The organism is Phormidium sp. FACHB-592, from assembly GCF_014695795.1.
GTDB lineage: Bacteria > Cyanobacteriota > Cyanobacteriia > Leptolyngbyales > Leptolyngbyaceae > Stenomitos.
Window position 1 is genome coordinate 170,757 of sequence record NZ_JACJOZ010000012.1, and the last position, 19,225, is coordinate 189,981.

At 48.6% G+C, this 19,225-nt stretch carries 14 protein-coding genes and 1 pseudogene; 12 read left to right on the top strand and 3 right to left on the bottom strand.

Annotation, left to right across the window (positions count from 1 at the left end; translation table 11 throughout):
* Nucleotides 1–313: 313 nt before the first annotated feature.
* Nucleotides 314–1,141 (bottom strand): annotated as a pseudogene (locus tag H6F86_RS02670) (IS5 family transposase).
* Between the two features lie 14 nt (nt 1,142–1,155).
* Between H6F86_RS02670 and H6F86_RS02675 the strand changes: the two are divergent.
* A complete protein-coding gene (locus H6F86_RS02675) occupies nt 1,156–1,302 on the top strand; it encodes a hypothetical protein (RefSeq protein WP_190446563.1) in 147 nt (48 codons plus the stop codon).
* A 22-nt stretch (nt 1,303–1,324) separates the two neighbouring features.
* On the opposite strand, the gene H6F86_RS02680 is transcribed toward H6F86_RS02675, so the two are convergent.
* Nucleotides 1,325–4,705: a DUF5906 domain-containing protein gene (locus tag H6F86_RS02680; RefSeq protein WP_190446564.1), complete on the bottom strand. Its 3,381-nt coding sequence runs from the start codon at nt 4,703–4,705 to the stop codon at nt 1,325–1,327.
* 1,558 nt (nt 4,706–6,263) lie between these two features.
* On the opposite strand from H6F86_RS02680, the gene H6F86_RS02685 reads away from it, so the two are divergent.
* From H6F86_RS02685 to H6F86_RS02715, 7 genes are all read left to right on the top strand, one after another.
* Nucleotides 6,264–6,443 carry a ribbon-helix-helix protein, CopG family gene (locus H6F86_RS02685; RefSeq protein WP_199304964.1) on the top strand — a complete coding sequence of 60 codons (180 nt, stop codon included), beginning with the start codon at nt 6,264–6,266 and terminating at the stop codon, nt 6,441–6,443.
* Nucleotides 6,444–6,883: 440 nt separating this feature from the next.
* Nucleotides 6,884–8,992 carry a hypothetical protein gene (locus H6F86_RS02690; protein WP_190446565.1) on the top strand — a complete coding sequence of 703 codons (2,109 nt, stop codon included), beginning with the start codon at nt 6,884–6,886 and terminating at the stop codon, nt 8,990–8,992.
* 207 nt (nt 8,993–9,199) lie between these two features.
* The gene (locus H6F86_RS02695; RefSeq protein WP_190446566.1) at nt 9,200–10,918 is read left to right on the top strand and encodes an AAA-like domain-containing protein; all 1,719 of its coding nucleotides are present in this window, start codon (nt 9,200–9,202) and stop codon (nt 10,916–10,918) included.
* Nucleotides 10,915–12,381, top strand: coding sequence for an AAA-like domain-containing protein (locus H6F86_RS02700; protein ID WP_190446567.1), 1,467 nt, complete (start codon nt 10,915–10,917; stop codon nt 12,379–12,381). Before H6F86_RS02695 ends, H6F86_RS02700 begins: the two co-directional genes overlap by 4 nt.
* Nucleotides 12,382–12,473: 92 nt before the next feature.
* Complete coding sequence (locus tag H6F86_RS02705; RefSeq protein ID WP_190446568.1) at nt 12,474–15,440, top strand: CHAT domain-containing protein; 2,967 nt, start codon at nt 12,474–12,476, stop codon at nt 15,438–15,440.
* 330 nt (nt 15,441–15,770) lie between these two features.
* Entirely contained in the window at nt 15,771–16,175 is a 405-nt protein-coding gene (locus H6F86_RS02710) for a PIN domain-containing protein (RefSeq protein WP_190446584.1), read from the top strand.
* A gap of 221 nt (nt 16,176–16,396) precedes the next feature.
* Nucleotides 16,397–16,777, top strand: a complete 381-nt coding sequence (locus tag H6F86_RS02715) for a CU044_2847 family protein (RefSeq protein ID WP_190446569.1) — start codon at nt 16,397–16,399, stop codon at nt 16,775–16,777.
* A 50-nt stretch (nt 16,778–16,827) separates the two neighbouring features.
* On the opposite strand, the gene H6F86_RS02720 is transcribed toward H6F86_RS02715, so the two are convergent.
* The gene (locus H6F86_RS02720; protein WP_190446570.1) at nt 16,828–16,998 is read right to left on the bottom strand and encodes a hypothetical protein; all 171 of its coding nucleotides are present in this window, start codon (nt 16,996–16,998) and stop codon (nt 16,828–16,830) included.
* A gap of 137 nt (nt 16,999–17,135) precedes the next feature.
* Between H6F86_RS02720 and H6F86_RS02725 the strand changes: the two genes are divergently transcribed.
* From H6F86_RS02725 to H6F86_RS02740, 4 genes are all read left to right on the top strand, one after another.
* Nucleotides 17,136–17,426 (top strand): hypothetical protein, encoded by a 291-nt coding sequence (locus tag H6F86_RS02725; protein WP_190446571.1) that lies wholly within the window; start codon nt 17,136–17,138, stop codon nt 17,424–17,426.
* A complete protein-coding gene (locus H6F86_RS02730) occupies nt 17,423–17,740 on the top strand; it encodes a helix-turn-helix domain-containing protein (protein WP_190446572.1) in 318 nt (105 codons plus the stop codon). Before H6F86_RS02725 ends, H6F86_RS02730 begins: the two co-directional genes overlap by 4 nt.
* Before the next feature lie 106 nt (nt 17,741–17,846).
* Nucleotides 17,847–18,509, top strand: coding sequence for a hypothetical protein (locus H6F86_RS02735; protein WP_190446573.1), 663 nt, complete (start codon nt 17,847–17,849; stop codon nt 18,507–18,509).
* Nucleotides 18,506–19,225 (top strand): hypothetical protein (locus H6F86_RS02740; RefSeq protein WP_190446574.1); only part of this gene is annotated, 720 nt, incomplete at its 3' end. The genes H6F86_RS02735 and H6F86_RS02740, both read left to right, overlap by 4 nt.

Genomic DNA, 19,225 nt, shown 5'->3' on the forward strand with positions numbered 1-19,225 from the left:
CAGCGTATTGGAAGGGTAACCCCCTTACGATTCCGAACCGGAAGACGAGAATGGTTACGCCCTCGTTAAGTTTTAAACTTGCTCTATGACTTCTGCCTTTTCGCGTTTCCCCCTCGCTTCCAAGAAGCGATCGTCTCCCGACTGGGCTGGACCTCACTCCGTCTTATACAAGAACTGGCTAGGCACACATTGATAGATGGGAAAAGTAAGTACTATTATTCTGGCACCGACTGCTAAGGAAAAACCGAAGCATCAATTGTTAAGTGACAATGAGTATAGCGGTGTAGTGATGACAGTAGACCTCTTGCGTGAATCATGTGGGGTTGGTAAGTTCAAAGTTGAGGATCGCGGCAATCAGGTTGAAGCGCAAACCAAAACGTCTGCGGCGGTTGCGATAGCGTTCAGCCAAGCTGCGAAAAATCTTCAAGTGACGATTGACATGTTCAACGACAACCCGCAAGCGCGCTAGCAGACGGTTGTGTTGCCGCTCACACGGATTCAATTTTGTCTTGCGAGACTTCGTCGTCGGGGTACAACTGTTGTCATGCCGCTTGGTCAGACCCTGATAACCCTTGTCTGCAAGGCACAACTGCTGCGGCAACATCGGAGGCTGCTGGCGCTTGAACAGGCGAAAGCCATGCACACGTCCCTTGCCCAAGACTGTGCAAATGATTTGATCACTGGCTTGGTTGACGACCACTTGCGCTTTCAATGTATGGCGCTTTTTCTTGCCACTGTAGGAAGCTCGCTGTTTTTTAGGACGCTCAATCGGGTTTTCGGTCACATCAACCGCTAGTACTGCCCAGGTAGAAGCCTGCTGCTAAAGCTGCTTTTTACCTGGCAAGCGAAACTTGCTAGGCTGCATCAACAACGTTTCGACTTTGTTAAGCAGCCGACACACCGCTGCCTCGCTCAAGCCCCAACTCGTGCCCATGTGGCACTGAGTGCGATATTCTCGCCAGTATTCCAGCACTACCAGGATTTGGTCTTCTACACTGAGTTTGGGTTGTCCACCGCGCTTGCCACGTCGGTCTCGATGAGGACGTAGGATGTTTGCCACCTGCTCAACGGTGCCTCGCTGCACTCCACATCGGCGTTTAAAGGCACTAGGCTTGAGTATTTTGCACTGCTCATAGGTCATGGCGAGTATTCTCCTTGACCTACTTTTGCCGACTTTTAACCGATTCACGCAAGAGGTTTATTGCCAGACCAAGCGAACTGGGGATTTATGTGCAGGACGCGATCGCCAAGCTTAAGAACATTCACATTGCTGCCCTCAAATCGTCTACTGAGGTCTACTGAAGCATCCGCTGCTCATTGCGCCTCAGTTCAAGACCCCTTTTAGCTCAAGCGTTGGAATAGCTCGCTCCAAAACTGCCAGCGGGAACACTTCAAGTAAGCCTCGTCGAGCTTCAAGAGATTCATCCGAATCCCACATCGCTTTCATATTTACCAATTCCTCAGCAGACCAGTCATCTTTGGGAATGTCGCTGATATTGATTTGTCTTGACTCAGCAAGCGCTTTGAGACGATTCTGCTCAGGAATTGTTAGCACCCGATTCCAAACAAATTTAGCTTCCTGCCCCCATCGCTGAGTCAGGCTTTTAAGTTCATCGCCTGACTCAGCAGCTAACCATGCTGCGCGAATCTGCAAGGCACGATTTTTGCGAGTTAACGTGCTTGTCTCAGCACTTGCTTCTAGGCGATTCCAGAAAGGGTCACTATCATCACGCCAGCGACTATCGAAAAGCGCATGAGGCAGCTTCGGTAAATGATGGGTGGTGGCAACCGTGACAGGTTGTGTGTTGGCTGAAACGCCTGTTGATATTGACTGTGATGGATGTGACGGATTCTCATCACTTTTATTTGCTCTAGGTTCAGAATTTAGAGAAACAGTTGTTATCTCCTCCTCTTCCGGATTACAAGTCTGATCTAGACCGATTGCCAATAATCCATCACATCCGTCACATCCGACATCCACGGGGGTTTCAGCCGTCACAGACTCATCACAACCTCTCACAGCAACCGTCCCGCTGACGTGATTTGAGTCTTCTGTGATGGGTCTGGGTGAAACATTACAAGTCTGATCTAGACCGATTGCCAATAATCCATCACATCCGTCACATCCGACATCCACGGGGGTTTCAGCCGTCACAGACTCATCACAACCTCTCACAGCAACCGTCCCGCTGACATGATTTGAGTCTTCTGTGATGGGTCTGGGTGAAACATTACAAGTCTGATCTAGACCGATTGCCAATAATCCATCACATCCGTCACATCCGACATCCACGGGGGTTTCAGCCGTCACAGACTCATCACAACCTCTCACAGCAACCGTCCCGCTGACATGATTTGAGTCTTCTGTGATGGGTCTGGGTGAAACATCGTCTCTGCTGTCACGGATCGCAATGCCTTCAAAGAAAGAGCCGTTGCGATCTCGGTCTTTAGTAACCGCGAGTTTTAGTTGCAATCGCAATAGGTCATCCAGCAACAGCGAAAACCGGTTCAGCGCGACCGAGCTATTGCCAACCTCATGACAGAACTGAATGTAGTTTGCATACAGCCATCGATCATTATTTTGGTAGTACTTGCGGCTGAGATTGTTACCAGGCTCACCGCTGGTTTCCCGCAGTTCCTTTGCCAACCCCACGTAAGCCTTTGCGCCCGGAGCGACGATGACGTGATTATCGAGCCACTGAGCGATCGGGTTCGATGCAAGAAGGCTTTCGGCTTTAGCTTGAGCCAGTGAGGGTACAACCACTAGGGGATTGATCAATAACTCTTTCATTTCTGTATCTGGCAGGGCTAATACCCAATTCAGCAATCCTGGCAGGTAGTCTGCAAACTCCCCTGATACGCTAGTATTTGTGATGGTGAGCAAGTCCCGTCTTTGGCTAGCTGAAACCTGATGTAGAAAAGGAATAGTTAAGCGTCGGCGCTCTAGACCACTGGTATAGTCTGCTGATTGAATGGCTTCGTTGGCAGCGATCAAAACCAAGGCTTTTGGTATAAATCCTCGCCCTTGCTGCTTTCCCTTTTGCTCGTTGCGTAATGGGTCCTGCCCCGTTAAAGCCTTGAGAACAGTCACTTGCCCGCCGTAGCGCTCCGAGTCAGTGATTAAAACCAACCGTTTGCCATAGATACCACTCGTTTCAAACTTGTTATTTTCCAGGTGGCTCAGACCAGTGATAAAGACGTTGTCTAGTCCAACCAGCGCAATCGCCAAGCGGGTATAGGTTGATTTACCCGTCCCACCGGGTCCTAAACATTCAAGATAGCGCTGGAAGTCTGTGCGTCCAGTAAGGATTGCCTTCAGGTAGGCTCTGAGTAGTTGCACCCGTTTCGGATCGCCATCTTGTGCCTCTAATAACCAATCCTGAATCGGTTGGCAGGTAGCCAAAGGATTGTAAGCGTAGGGCAATTGCCAGAGGAAGCGGTAGCCAGGACCGTGGCTCAGCAGCTTCCCCGTTGAAACGTTCAGAACGCCGTTACGCAATGGCAATAGATTAGAGCCATCCGTTTCATTCCAGCGCTTAACCGCCAAATGCCACTTAAGCAAGTCGCAGACTGAAGCAACATACCCAGAACTGTAGAGATCACTGGCTCCGCTAGAATTTAATTCCGCCACAATCATGGCACGCACAAACTCAAGCGGTTCATGCGACCACAGCCCATCAAACTCGACCGCGTAGTGGTAGAACTCCTGTTGCTCAACATTCCAAGCTAATTCGGGTTGATAGTGCCCTGCTAAAGTATTTGCAACAAACGACGAACTAGGCAGTATGGGCTTACCGTTGTTGTCAAACTTAATTGGGATTAACCCTGCCCGCTTGGGGACAGAGTTTACTTTCTGAGCTTTCCTTCTCGTAACCTTGCGGTTTGCCTTTGACAGTTCACCTTTTAAAAATTTCAGAGGGAAACCAGTCGCCGTCCGAATCTTCTGAATAAGCTGTTCCTGCGCAAACCCGTCTAAATGATGTGCAGCCAGCACAAGCGCTTTGCGAACGCAATCTATTTTTTTCTCCCCTGTTAATCCTGACCAGTGATCCGGTAGAGCTAACATAAACGCAGTGACAGTCATGGCACTGTCGATGAGCCCTTTGTAGTCGGCTGTAGGGTTTTTAAAATACTCACACAGTCCTGCTTTTGGTTCACCGGACAACTCTGGCACTAGCTGAATTTTGCCTTTGAGGTACACTCCAGCATTAATCAGATTGGTAAATACTGATGGATTGTGCCAACCGTCTGCATCAAACAGGATAGTATAGCCTGCCCCTTCTGGAAGTGCCTTGCGATAGTGGCTTACCCCTGCCAGCGCACCTGTGGGAATCTTGCCATGCAGCGTCCCAGCAGCAGCATCCTTAAGTCCTTCCGTGACGACTTGGCAGTTTTCTGGTAGCCAAGCTTCAGACTTTGCCCCTACAGGCGTGAGATATTTGCAAGGCTTACCCTTGCTATTGATAGGCGGCTGATCAGCGCGGATCTGCCCGAAGTCCTTGCTGAAAGGGAAGTAAAGCCCTGATGATGCCTGAACGATGCCGTCTACCCCCTTCACTCGAAAGCCCATTTTTTCAGCTTCCGCCTGTGAAAGTGAACGCACCCCCCATTGTTGCAACAATCCAATTTGCTCTGGAGTGAAACCTTCTTGAACCAGATGAGCGATATGCTCTTGTGTAAGGTGTGTAGATACTTGAGTGCTCATCTTTAGCCCTTCAAATGCAGGTTAAAAAGGACAACGGAGTGAACGTTAGTTGTTGTCTCGTGGCAGTGGAGGACCGCTTGTTGCTTCTGAGTCTCAGAGTTGGTAAGTTGAAATTCGGCTGCAACACACCCTTTTGGCGAAGTTGGACGCAATCACTGTTAGCATCGGCGATCGCTTTTTCGTGCTGTTCATCCATGATGAAGTTCCCTGTAACAAAAGCAATTTGGAAGAGAAATTTGCAAAATTGGCGAACTTTCACAAGCCAACGATGGAATGTCAGTTGTTGTCAGGGGAACGCCGACCTCTTGTTCGAGGCTTTTCTGCTGACAGGCTGGTCAAGTAGCATTCAATTGCCCGCTGGTGGGCGATTGGGTTAGCTTGGTTAGCAACCCAATTCAGACAAAGCTCTAAGTTGTAGAGAATGGTTCTGGAGTTTTGCCTGACGTAGTGAATACTCTCGATCCAATCACCACGGCGTCTAATAGCCTTAAGAGTATGAGGGCTATAACCTAAGCGATTAGCTAAAACTCGTTTGCCACAGAATGAATAATGCACAGGACCTCGTTGGGATTAGGTATTAACTGAGGAAAGCCGCATTGGCTGTTGGGATAGGGTTGTCTTTTCAGCGATTGTTCAGACAGTTTGCGTTAGCCCAAATGAAAGGATCAAAAATTGATATTTTTATCCGTTTTAGCAGCCTGTCTCACCTAACAAAGTAGTTACGTTTTCCCTTACCTCGAACACTGGTCGGAGTCTAGCTCTTAATTACAGGGCTGAACGATCCGAGGGCTGTGTTCGTTAGCGAGGGTGTTTCAACTAACAACATGGTCAGGTTTATGCCCTTACCTCGAACACTGGTCGGAGTCTAGCTCTTAATTACAGGGCTGAACGATCCGAGGGCTGTGTTCGTTAGCGAGGGTGTTTCAACTAACAACATGGTCAGGTTTATGCCCTTACCTCGAACACTGGTCGGAGTCTAGCTCTTAATTACAGGGCTGAACGATCCGAGGGCTGTGTTCGTTAGCGAGGGTGTTTCAACTAACAACATGGTCAGGTTTATGCCCTTACCTCGAACACTGGTCGGAGTCTAGCTCTTAATTACAGGGCTGAACGATCCGAGGGCTGTGTTCGTTAGCGAGGATGTTTCAACTAACAACATGGTCAGGTTTATGTAGTCAAGCTTTTTCGCATTACCTCAAACGCTGTTATTCTGCAATAAGTTCGCCAAATTCAGTTTTCATATAACCCGCTACGAGCTTCGATTTTCCGATTGACATCAGTGTTAGTTTGGCGTAAGAGCTAAGTGCTTTTTCAGAAGTTTCTTTATGTATGTGAATGAAGCACCCTGAAGAAGTGCAGCAAACAACTGATGGAAAACTTGATGCATACGAATATGGCTACTACACAATCTTGGGAAGAGTCATGCGCTGCTAACGCATCCACAAAGATGGAGAATTCGATCGCGCAATTCCCCTGCCTTAAACCCAGTACACGCAAGAAAAAACGTAGATGTCGTGAAGAGCGGGAGCGGAAAATAGCCCGAAAAGGGGTGAAGTCTATGCGTGGTCAGCCAGAAATGTATGACGAGTTGAAAAAGATCGTGACCGTTAGTCTTACTCCAACAGCAGTGGCAGGGTTAGACCAGTACGCTCGTGATCGCTCAATTTCGCGGAGTGAGTTAGTCGAACGCATTGGACGGCGGGTAATTAAGCTCGTTAATGATTTGGTTCACGAGTAAGGGCAAGTGCCCCGTAGCCCTTCTTTAATCAATCTGCATTCCCACTAGGCACAACACTTGAGCAAGTATATAAAAGCTGAATTTATAAAATTATCAAAGATAGCGGTGAAAAGTTTTAGAAATCAATCTTAATAAACCAGTAAAAATCAGTATTTGGGATTTATTTAAGACCTTTCACTTATTAGAATTGACGAAATTATTTATTGATCAAACGTGATGCAAAATTCTTTAAGCTCCTTTTGTTAAAGGCATACAGCCTTTATATATAAGTTTGGTTCAGCGGCATCGAAAAACGTTAGCTTTGTGCCACCAGGGTGGTCGTTTAATAAACGCATCAGATATCTTTGTGAAAGATTGATCAAAGGTTTAAGAGAGTTTAGCTCCTCAATAGTAGCTAACTCTAACCTGATTCTTGAAAGCAAAATTAGAAGTGATTTATTATGGATTATCCTGGTAGCTTTTTTGAGACTTACGAGTTGTTTAAGGAGGCAATTGAGGCAACTCATACTCCCGAGCAAAGCAAGCGCATTCTCAATGAATTGCACTCAGCTTTGTTTCACCACCTTCTGCCTGAATTAGGTTATGTGCGGAAAAGTTCTGGGAGAAAGATGAGTGCCGCTGACGTTCAAGCTGCCAAGCAGTTCATGAAAAAGCTACCAGGCGAGACGCTTCTAAAAGTGCGAGAAGCATTACAGAACGCATTCATTAAGGAAGCTGTATCGCAGGCTAGCCGCAACACTTATGGTGGTCGGATTGAGCAGTACCTTACCTGGTGTGAGGATCAATCCTGGTGGTTTGGGACTCGCGCTGCACGCTTTCGAGATGAATGCTGCCCACCCATGAGATTTGGTAACGGACCAGCATGGAGCCTGAAGCTGACCGAACGGCAAGGCAAGCCGCTATATTACATGCTGAAAATTCAGGAGACCTCACCAGCGCTGCAAGCAGACCTTGATGAGTTCTACGCCACGTTAACAGAACCGGATCGGGGCGGTCGCTTTGGCAAACCCGTTGAGTTTTCCACTGCCCAAGAGTACCTGGAAAACATCCGGTTGATTTTTGGCTACCTCAATAAATATGCCAAGCCAAACATTCCAAAGGATCAACTCACCCTTGACTTGATCATTCCCAAAGTGACTGAGGAGGAGCTTGAGGCTTTAACCCTCTCTCAGCAGAAGCGTCTCTGGAAGAAAAAGCGGGAAGCCCTCGATACCTTACTGCGGAATTATTTCAAGTTTCAACGGGAGTTGCTTCAGGCGAAAAGCCCACGAACCAAATTGGGCAAGTTGGGTTCGATTTTAGCGTTGGCAAAATTCCTCTACTTCTCGGAGGTAGAGGATGAAAGTGGCTATCGACAAATCCCGCTGATCAACCTCCTTGATGCTCACTTAACGACTGTTAGCGGTGAGGTTCAAGAGTGGCAGCGGAATAAGCAATACGTCTCAGATTGGAGTAAAAAGTTTCCTGATGTATCGGCGGAAGAAACTGCCCTGTCTGTTGTTCTTAACCAGGTTGTGGAACCCCTACGGCTGGAGTGCAGACCAAGAGGCAAGCGAGGAAATTTACGGGGAGGGTTTGCGATCGCGACTAGCCATCAGCACTACCTGAAATGGGCATTCATGAGTTACGCGCCTGCGCGACGGCAGGAGGAATACCGGACTCTCAGAATCGCTTTGAGTTGCCCAGTTAAGCGCCCGGAGGGACTTGCCTCCAACGGCTTGTACCAGCCGCTTCCGCCTGACGATCAGCGCGAGAAACGCTATGACGGAATGATCCAGGACAATTATCTCTACTTTACCTATGTGCATGAAGGTAAAGTCTACCCAGAGGGCGTTTGGGTTTTGGATGTTCGGGCATACAAGACGAAGAAAACGCATGGTGCCCAGTCAATTGTGATTGCCAATCGGCAGTTTGAGGATGGCACTTGCCTGTACGACTATATTCAGCGTTACCTGTATGGCTCTTGGACTGAGGAGTATTGTAAAACCCGACAAGCTTACGGCTGGTGGGAGCCGGGTCTGCGGGGGCGGCGAGGGCGATGGTTGACAAAGGGGCGGATGGAGTTCAATCCTGGCGATGCTTGCCGCCTGCCGAGCGATCGCAGTGCTGCCCTTTGGACATGGGGCTACGTGTTTGTTGTGGCGAAACGCGGCACCCCAGCGAGTGCATCGTCTTTTGCAGGCATTTTTCGTCGGGCTTCTTACCGCTTCATCGGCAAACATACCTGCCCCCATACGATGCGCTACATCTGGGCAACCTGGGCGTTTCAGATTGGGTTGTCGGATGCTCAGTTACGCTCGCTGGCATATGCGATGGGGCACACAGTCGAGACCCTGCGAAAGATGTATGAACGCTGCACACCCGAACAGAAACGGCGTGAAATTGAGGATGTAATCAACACGCACCTCTTTCAGAGGTCTACTCAGTCAAACCCTCTGGAAGAAGTGTCTAAAGTTCACGGTGATCGTATGGCTGAGGTGGTTGAAACTATTCGTCAGTTAAGCCAGCAGGAACGAATTCAGTTGCTCAAACAATTAAAGATGGTCTAAGAGTAGAAGATTGCCGCATTGGTTGAAGTGGTTGGAAGACTACACAATCATTCTTTAGCTTCAAAACAACCTGACGACAGGTTTTAGCCAAAATTAAATGATTTGTAAATTTCCCCCGTTTGTTGCTGCGTAGAGATAGGCTACTGAGGATATCTAGACGAGCGGAATGAGAATCTACTAGGCATTTCGGCAACCTGGGGTTATTGGATGAGCAGTGCAGCAAGAAAGAAAAAGAAAATCCTGTTTCTGGCAGCAAATCCCAAAAATTCGACCCCGTTGGATTTGACCAGGGAGGTTAAGGAGATTGATGAAGGATTGCAGCGATCGCAGAAGCGCGACAAGTTTCAGCTTGAGCAGGTATGGGCGGTAACTCCTGGGGACGTGCAGCGTGCAATGCTGGATCACAGACCTCAAATTGTCCACTTCTCTGGGCATGGCATGGGAGAGAGTGGACTGGTTTTGGAAACAGCGGCGGGACAGGCACAACTCGTTAGATCTGGAGCTTTGGCAGGCTTGTTTGAATTATTCGCTGACAAGTTAGAGTGCATCGTCCTCAATGCCTGTTATTCGGAAGTCCAGGCGATCGCGATCGCTCATCACATTCCCTATGTTGTGGGTATGAACCAGGCAGTGGGCGACCGGGCTGCCAGGGTCTTCGCGGTTGGCTTTTACGATGCACTAGGGGCTGGGGAGTCGATTGAGTTTGCCTACAAATTGGGGCGCAACCGCATTGCTTTGGAGGGAATACCAGAAGACTTGATTCCAGTCATGCAAAAGCAAAGTGATGTGGAATCACTGCCCATAGCAAATGTTCCAGAAGTAACCATTCCTGCGACCGAGCCAGAACCAGTTCAGACTCGCCTGACTCGCTCAGGGATGAACATTTCTGCCGCTCAACCTGTTGCGTTAGATGAACCAGAAGGGCAAGTGCCGCTAGAATCCACTCTGTATGTCGAGCGTCCCCCCGTTGAAGCCCGCTGCTATGAGGCGATCATTAAGCCAGGGGCACTGATTCGGATCAAGGCACCCCGGCAAATGGGCAAGTCTTCCCTGATGCTACGCATTCTCAACCACGCGAATGAGCAGGGTTGTCAGATCGCTACACTCAATTTTCTAATGGTTGATCGCGATGCACTCAGCAATCTTGATGAGTTTTTGCAATGGTTTTGTAATAGTATTGCTGGGGAATTGAACCTAGAAGATAAACTGGCGGATTATTGGAAGGGATCGTTCAGTCCCAAAAATAAATGTACGAACTACTTTCAGCGATACTTGCTGCCAGAACTCCAGCGTCCAGTGACGTTGTGCCTGGATGAAGTCGATCAGGTGTTTGAGTACCCGTCGATCGCCACGGACTTTTTTGGAATGCTGCGGGCATGGCATGAAGATGCCAAGATTAAGCCGATCTGGAAGAATTTACGCTTGGTGATCGTACATTCTAAGGAGGTCTATATTCCCCTCAACATCAACCAATCGCCGTTCAATGTGGGCGTTCCAATTGAGTTGCCCCAGTTGACCCAGCCTCAGGTAACGGACTTGGTGCAGCGGCATGGGTTGAACTGGACAGAAACAGAAGTAGTCCGACTGATGAGCATGGTTGGGGGACATCCCTACCTGATACGGGCAGCGCTGTATCAAATTGCGCGGGGTGAAGTATCGTTAGAACACTTTCTGCAAATTGCCCCAACGGAAGGTGGGCTGTATGGGGAGCATCTACGACGGCATCTGTTGAACCTGGAGGGAGATGAGAAGCTACTGGCAGCAATGAAGCAAGTAATTGCGGTAGACCAGCCTGTTTCCATTAACACCAGCGAGGCATTTAAGCTAACGAGTATGGGCTTAGTTCTGTTTAAGGGCAGTGAGGTAGTGCCGTCCTGTGATTTATATCGACAGTACTTTCATGAGCGGCTGAGGATGAGTAGATGAATTCTACGTCAGGTGCTGGCTATGACTATCAGGTGGGTGGTAGTTTGCCAGCCGATGCGCCGACTTATGTCCAACGACAGGCAGACGAAACTTTTTACCAAGCGTTGAAGGCGGGAGAGTTTTGCTATGTCCTCAATTCTCGGCAGATGGGCAAGTCTAGCCTCAAGGTACAGGCAATGCAACGGTTACAGGCAGGAGGGGTTGCATGTGCTGCGATTGACCTGACCCGCATTGGCACCGCTGATATGACTCCAGAGCAGTGGTACAGCAGCGTCATTGATAGCATTGTCAGCAGTCTAGAACTGTACGAGACGTTTGACCTGTATACGTGGTGGGAAGAGCATCGTCTGCTGTCGTTTGTGCGGCGGTTTGACAAGTTTCTAGAGGAGGTGCTGCTGGCAAGCATTTCCCAGCCGATTGTCGTTTTCATTGATGAGATTGATAGTGTCCTCAGCTTGCCATTTAAGCTGGATGACTTTTTTGCCTTGATTCGGGAGTGCTATAACCGTCGCGCCGAAAAGCCAGCGTACCAGCGTCTCACGTTTGCGCTTTTAGGCGTTATGACACCCTCAGACTTGATGCAAGACAAGCAGCGATCGCCGTTCAATATGGGTCGCGAAATTGAATTAACCGGGTTTCAACTGGCAGAAACAGAGCCATTGTGGCAGGGTTTAGCCCATGTTGCGCCGTATCCTTCTGCAATTCTTGGCTCGATCCTTTTTTGGACAGGCGGTCAACCTTTTTTGACCCAAAAGCTCTGCCGTTTAGTGGTGAGCCATGCAGGTAAAATTCCTGTGGGACGAGCCAATAATTGGATTGCCCAATTGGTACAAAGTTATGTGATTGACAACTGGCTTCAGCAGGATGTGCCAGAGCATTTGCTGACGATTCAAAATCGGATTACCAGCAGCAAAAAATTCGCACGGCTTTTGGAGCTTTATCGTGACGTGCTTCGAATGAAGGGGGTGGCTGTTAACGATAGTGCAGAACAGACAGAACTACGACTGTCGGGACTGGTTATGCGAGAAAACCAACAGCTTCAGGTAGCGAATCAAATCTATGCAGCCGTCTTTAATCAACGCTGGATTGAAAAGTACCTTTCCAGTATTTGCCCGCATCGATCGACAATGGAAGCATGGGTAGAGGCTGGCTATGACGATTCACTACTCTTGCATGGTCAGGCGTTAGTAGAAGCAAAAGCTTGGGCAGCCGAGCGATCGCTCCCACAGCAAGACCATCAGTTTTTATTCGCGAGTCAGGAGCATGAGCGGCAAAAAATACTCAAAGCGCTGGAGCTAGAAAAGCAAGACAAGCGGGCGTTAGCTGCCGAAAAAACCGTAGTCACGGCAAAATTGCGGCAGTCACAGCGGTTGGTGAAGGCGAGTCTAGTCGCGTTAATTGTGTTGGGCATCAGTTTGGTCGTGGCAGTATTGGTGCTAACGGTTGTTTGGGTGCGGCGGTAGAGGGTAATAAAGGTTTGGTCATTTTGGGGCAGTAAGGAGTCTTAGCTTGTGAACGTAAAACGCTTGTGCTTAGAAAAAGTTGATCGATCGCTATGACTGATCAATCTCCTATTGCTCCTCTACCCTCTACCACCTACGACTACCAGGTGGGTGGCAGTCTTCCAGTTGATGCACCGACCTATGTGCGGCGACAGTCTGATGACGAACTCTACACGGCTCTAAAAGCAGGAGAGTTTTGCTATGTGCTGAACTCACGGCAGATGGGTAAGTCGAGCCTGAAGGTGCAGACGATGCAGCGGTTGCAGGCGGAAGGGGTGGCGTGTGCTGCGATCGACCTGACCCGCATTGGTACCGCCGATATGACCCCGGAGCAGTGGTATAGCAGCGTTATTGATAGCATTGTCAGTAGTTTAGATCTCTACGAGACGTTTGACCTGTATACGTGGTGGGAGGAGCATCGGCTGCTCTCGTTTGTGCGGCGGTTAGACAAGTTTTTGGAAGAGATACTGCTGGTAGCGATTCCTCAACCGATCGTCATTTTCATTGATGAGATCGATAGTGTCCTTAGCTTACCGTTTAAGCTGGATGACTTTTTCGCGCTGCTACGGGAGTGCTACAACCGTCGGGCTGAAAACTCAGCGTATGGTCGGCTGACATTTACCCTTCTGGGAGTGACCACGCCATCGGATTTGATGCAGGACAAGCAGCGAACCCCATTTAATGTAGGTCGCCCGATCGAGCTGATGGGTTTTCAAAATCACGAGTCTCAATCGTTGGCGCAGGGTTTGGCAGCGAAGGCAGATGATCCGCAGGCTTTAATGCAGGCAGTACTGCACTGGACAGGTGGACAGCCATTTTTGACCCAGAGAGTCTGCAAACTGGTGTTAGGTGCAGAGGATAGAGCACCTGCGGGACAAGAGACAGCTTGGGTTGAGGCGTTGGTACGCATCAGAGTGACTGAAAACTGGGAAGCACAGGATACACCGGAGCACTTGAAGACGATTCGCGATCGCCTCCTCCTCTCTGGTGAACAACGCACCGGGCGCTTGCTGGGGCTATATCAGCAGATTGTGCAACAGGGAGAGATTGCCGCGGATGATAGCCCGGAGCAGGTAGAGTTGCGGCTGACAGGTTTAGTGGTAAAGCGAGATGGCAAACTGCGCGTCTACAACCGCATTTATGAAAGGGTGTTTAATCGCGCTTGGCTGGAGCGATCGCTGGCTGAGTTGAGACCCTACGGAGGCGCGATCGCGGCTTGGCTGGCATCAGAGCATCAGGATGAGTCACGGCTGCTACGGGGACAGGCGTTGCAGGATGCGCGGATTTGGGCAGAAGGGAAGAGTTTGGGGGATGACGATCGACGATTTTTGGATGCGAGCCAGGAATTTGAGAAGCGCGATTTTCAGAAAAAGTTAGTGGTTGAGGAAGAAGCCAAAGAAGTTTTAGCAGCGGCAAATCGCAAAGCTAACCAGCGGGTTCGAGTTGGAGCAGTGGCATTGGGCTTAATGCTCTCAGGTGCGATCGCTTCAGGGATAGTTGCTCAACAAAGAATTTCACTAGCAAATCGTACAGTTGATGACTCGATTAAGAAAGTTGAAAAGCTCCAGCATGAGGCTGAAAAAGCCTCTGAAAAATTAGAGAGTACAGAAAAGCAACGTCAGCTTGCAAAAATAGGGCAACAAGCAGCAAAGGCTGAAACTCAACAGGTAAAACAAACTCTAGCAAAGGCGAGGGGTAGATTAGAAATTGCAAATACAAAGGTAAAAGCGGCGGAACAAGACATTGAGAAAGCCAACGTAAAATTAGCGAATCTTGCAAAAGAGGCAGGGGCTTCAAAGCAACAACGTCAGCAAGCGATACAAGAGCTTGAGATTGCAAAATCAAAGGCTGAACAGGCGAAAGAAGAACAAAAACAAGCCCAGAAAAGTTTAGAAACTGCTGGGCTTGAAATCGCTAGTCGAAAAGGAGAATTAGAAAAATTAAATACTACTTTAAGTCAAGCTCAAAACCAACTTAAAATCGCACAACAAGCAATTGTTGAGAGTGTTGGAGATGCACCAACCAGAATTATGCAGCAAACGGGGCAGAAACCTGCTGTCATTTATATCAGCTTTTTCCCTTCGGAGAAAGGGCAGAAAAGGTTAGGATTATTAATGGTTTCTGCTGATGGTCAATTTCCAACTAATCTGGACTCAGTTAATCGAGAAGAAGTTTTGAAGGTTGCTCATGATTTTCGTCGCAAAGTAGCTAATTATAGAGCTAGTTCGGAGGAACATCTGATTCCTGCTCAAACTTTGTACCGATGGATGATTAAACCATTAGAACCAGAACTAAAAAGGCAACGTATCACTAACTTTGTTTTCGTAGTGGATAAGAGCCTTCGCAACATACCATTTGCCGCTTTTCATGATGGTCAAAAATATTTAATTGAGAACTACAGCCTTGGGGTAATGCCTGGACTCACTTTAACAAATAGTCATTATAGAAGTATAAAAGATTTAAAGGTATTGGCATTAGGGATCTCAAAAGAGAATTTAGATTTTTCCCCGTTGTATGCTGTAAAACGTGAAATGTCGGACATAATGAAAGTCTGGAAAGGTAAGGCTTATATGGATGAAGAAGCTACTCTAGATAAACTTAAATCACGAGAAAAAGACCTTCAAATTGTTCATATTGCAACAAACGGGATAGGAAATAATAAGACGGAGCCGTTCATTGCTCTATGGGGGACATTCTTAAAAAGTAGTCAATTTGAGCAGATAGATTGGTATAGTCCTCCGGTAGAGCTATTAGTTTTAAGTGCTTGTGAAACTGGTTTGGGAGAAGAATATGGATTAGCTGGGTCAGCAATTAAATCTGGGGTTAAGTCGGTATTAGGTAGTCTTTATGTGATTGCCGACGACTCAACAGCAGTCCTAATGAGTGAGTTTTACCGAAATTTGAAGAGTTCACCCATCAAGGCTGAGGCATTAAGGCAAGCACAACTCGCCATGATCAACAGTAACTTTAATCATCCTGTTTATTGGGCAGGTTTTACAGTGATTGGCAACCCTTGGTAGTCGTGGAGAGGAAGTAATTGCTGACAGTGAGGAATGATACGCTCGCCAAATGTGCGGCATCACCAGCAAACAGTAAGACTAGCCTCTCGATATTTTTAGAAGAACCAATGGAAGTAACACAGGATGGCAAAATCGCGATTCCAACCGAAATTCAAGAATAGGTAGGGCTTTTATCGGATACTGGAATTGAGTTAAAAGTCATTGGAAACGCACTCCAGCTTCAAAAAAAGCATAGTCCTGGTTGCGGACAAGCGTTAGTTGATCTGATACGAGGAAAAGCGACAGCCAGTCTAAATACCGACGCAATCATGCAACTCACTCGGCACGCTAATAACTGATGTTTTAGTCGATAGCAACGTGATTCTCGAAATCGTAACCGAAGACCCCAACTGGTTCGAGTGGTCATCCACACAAGTCATGCGATCGGTGGCTCGTGGGAACCTCATCATCAATCCCATCATCTACGCTGAAGTTTCCATCGGCTTTGCCGGAGTTGAAGCGCTAGAGACAGCACTCCCATCAGACTTTTTTCAGTACGAACCTCTACCCTGGAACACTGCTTTTCTTGCAGGTAAAGCCTTTCTACAATATCGCCAGCGCAGCGGCGATCGTCGTTCACCCCTACCAGATTTTTATATTGGTGCCCACGCCACTGTCCTGGAAATTCCTTTGCTGACAAAAGACGTGAGTCGCTACCGAACGTATTTCTCAACTTTAGAGTTAATCGTTCCGTGAATAACATCAGCCGTTACAGCCGCGATCGTATCATTGCTGAAGCTTTGGTGTTGTATATCCAAAATTGATGATGCCACTCGACTGTAACCCATACGAGATGCCGCGATCGAAACCCTTTACGCAAACATTGTCCAGCTAGTGTAAAGGACAGCGACTCAAGCGTTGGAACAATGGCGATCAAGGCTAAACTGTAGCGATCAAACTGTAGCGGTAAAACAGCAATGGGACAACTGACCCCAATTAGCCTTGAAGACGGCACCACAATTTACATCGAAGCGATCGAAAACACCAGTCCCGCATCGGATGTAGTGATTCCAAAAAGTCCGATCGAAACCAACGATCCTAAGCGTGGGGGCATATTCCCTGATCCACAAAATCAATTACCACAGACCTTTCAAGCGATTGAGGGCACGATCCGAGCCTATACCACCTACACGTTGAGGGCATTCAAGAACGTAGCGATTGCGGAAGTTAGCGAAGTGACCCTCAAATTTGGAGTCAATATCAGCAGCGAAGCAGGCATTCCTTACATTGCCAACGCCAAAGGTGGCTGCAACATGGAAATTACCGTCAAATGCGAGTTTCCCAAAAAAGCAGAGTAAGCTCCTTGGCTCCATCCAAGCTTGCCAAGCCCTGAAACTACTGCTCCCTTCTACGCCTCATTTTCATCGCTAGTCGGAAAGCCCTTCTTCACCAACCAATCCCTAATCGCCTCTTCTAAAGCGGTCGCTTGTGTCAGTTCCATGCGCACACAGGCAATCTCAAACGCAATCTTCAAATCTTTGGGGAGCCGTCCCCGCACTTCTCTTGTTTCCTTTGCCATGTGCCCTACTGCTCAAGTTTGGGACAATTGTGGCATAGCAATTAAGCGAAAACACCTTTTGACGCTACAGCGCTTGCGTCTTAACGCTGTAGCGGCTAAGATAGGCATGCCTTCGTACTTAAACTGCGGCTGCGTATATGCCTCTTAAGCGTTTGACGGCTCTGCCAAAGGGGTTTCCCAACAATGCTCCTCCACCGAAATTTCAGTTAGGCGATCGTGTCTTGCTTACGCCGGATTTTGGCACGATTACAGGGATGGAATATGCACCTGCCAACCATCTGAAGGATTGGGGATGGCGCTATATCGTTTTGTTAGATCGTCAGTCTCCCAGTCAGGGATGGGTTGACTCAGACCTAGCATGGGAAGATGACCTACAAATCCTTGCTCCTGCACTGGCTGCTAGTGAGATGGAGCAGCAGCCAACATGACACCCCAGGAGCTAGGCAGACGCGAACTCGCATTGCTTGAACTTTACTGCAACTGCCAATTCAGCATGACACCACAAGCCTTCTATGCCCGCTGGGGCGTTAACCAGTCAATGATCGCGCGTATTGCCGGGACAAGTATTTCGACCGTCTCCAAATGGTTCTCTCAGGGAAAAAGCCGTCGTCGTCCTGAACCAATCCATTGCAGACGCTTGGCAGAAATGCATTTTCTGTGGGAGGAATACGAACGGATACCACCACAATTGCAACAGCACCTGTGCCCAACGCCCCGCAACGGTAAAATCCCCTCACCGTGACGGGATCTATTTGTCCTGTCGCTGCTGCTGCCAGTAGGGTAAGTGAGTCCCCTCTGCTGACGGGTTACTGACCTTGAGGGCAGAGCCACTCAGTGCCCTACTGATCATGACCATCCGTATTGACGTTGAACGTCGCACCTTACAACTCACCACTCATCTAGCGGCGATCGCGACGATGACCAGTGCGCGCCCTAACTTGCAGCGACAGTTTCTCAAAGAAGCAGCACCCCACTTAACGGCGTATACACCCCTCGCGCCTGAAGTTATCCATCCCAACACCCTCAAGTGGATGATTACCCGCGCCAGTGAGCAGGTTGTGTATCGTCCGCTGGAGGAATTGCACCACTTCTATTTCACCTACACCAACGGCTACTGGTTGCTTCCTGGGTACCCTCGCTTACTATACAATCGTCCCCAGAAAAAAGCCCTTTGTGCCAGCACCAGTGCCATCGGAGCTATCGGGGAGGGTGTTTCAGCCCTATTAGCGCAGCGGCTCTACCAGGGCACTAGACGGCTAGCCCGCCCCCTACATGATTTTCCCGATTTGGTAACAACTGATACAAAAACGACTTTCATGGTGGAAGCAAAAGCAACCACCGGCTCAGTTAGTCAGATTAAACAGGTGATCGAGGACGAACTATTCCGCATGGCACAACACGTCGGTGCCTGCACACCCCTCGATATTCGTCCCGTCGTGGGTCTGCTCATCGGCACAGCGTTGCTGGAGGAAACCCGGTACCACAGCGTCATCACGGAGGTCAGACTATGAATCCGATTGAAATCTTCTCGCAAGAAGAACTCCTTATGCAAACTTTGACCGACCTGATTCGGAACATTGTTGTAGAAGAGACGGAGACGTATAACGTCATGCTGGCTGAGTATTTAACCGAGTTGGTTAAAGAACGGCTAGTCAAATTGGGTGAAGCAGAAATGGGTTTGATGGCGCGGGGTGGTCCATTAGACCAGGCATACCGCGAGGTGGTGTATCGTCTCCAAGAGCGCTTAACACCCTACAAAATTCAGTTTGGCTTCAAGCGTTATCAGGAAACGGTATGCGAACCCTTGAAGGCATTGTCACGCGAAGTGGCGTTACTGCAAACAGCACTGCGGGAATCTAGACGGCAAGACAGAGTCCTGTTCAAAACACCGATCGAAGTCGGGGAGCAGGTGGCGTTTCAAATCTTTGCGGTTGGTAGCGCTGTTGATGGCGAAACCGAGGCATTAGTTGCGATGCCGACTAGCCAGCAGTGCTCTTTAGACTTCCATCAAGTGCGGGAAACATGTGATGTTGATGGCTTCTGGTTTCCCTTCCAGTTGTCTTACCGAGACCCAGAGATGGGAGAGTTGATCTTCGTCGTTGATCAGGACGGCGCAGTCGGCATCTATACGAATAACTTTCCCGGTCCGATTTTAAGGAGGGTACGCAAGATCCTCAAGGCGATCGCAGGCAAATTGTATTGTCGTGATACCTCCGATTCGTCGGGT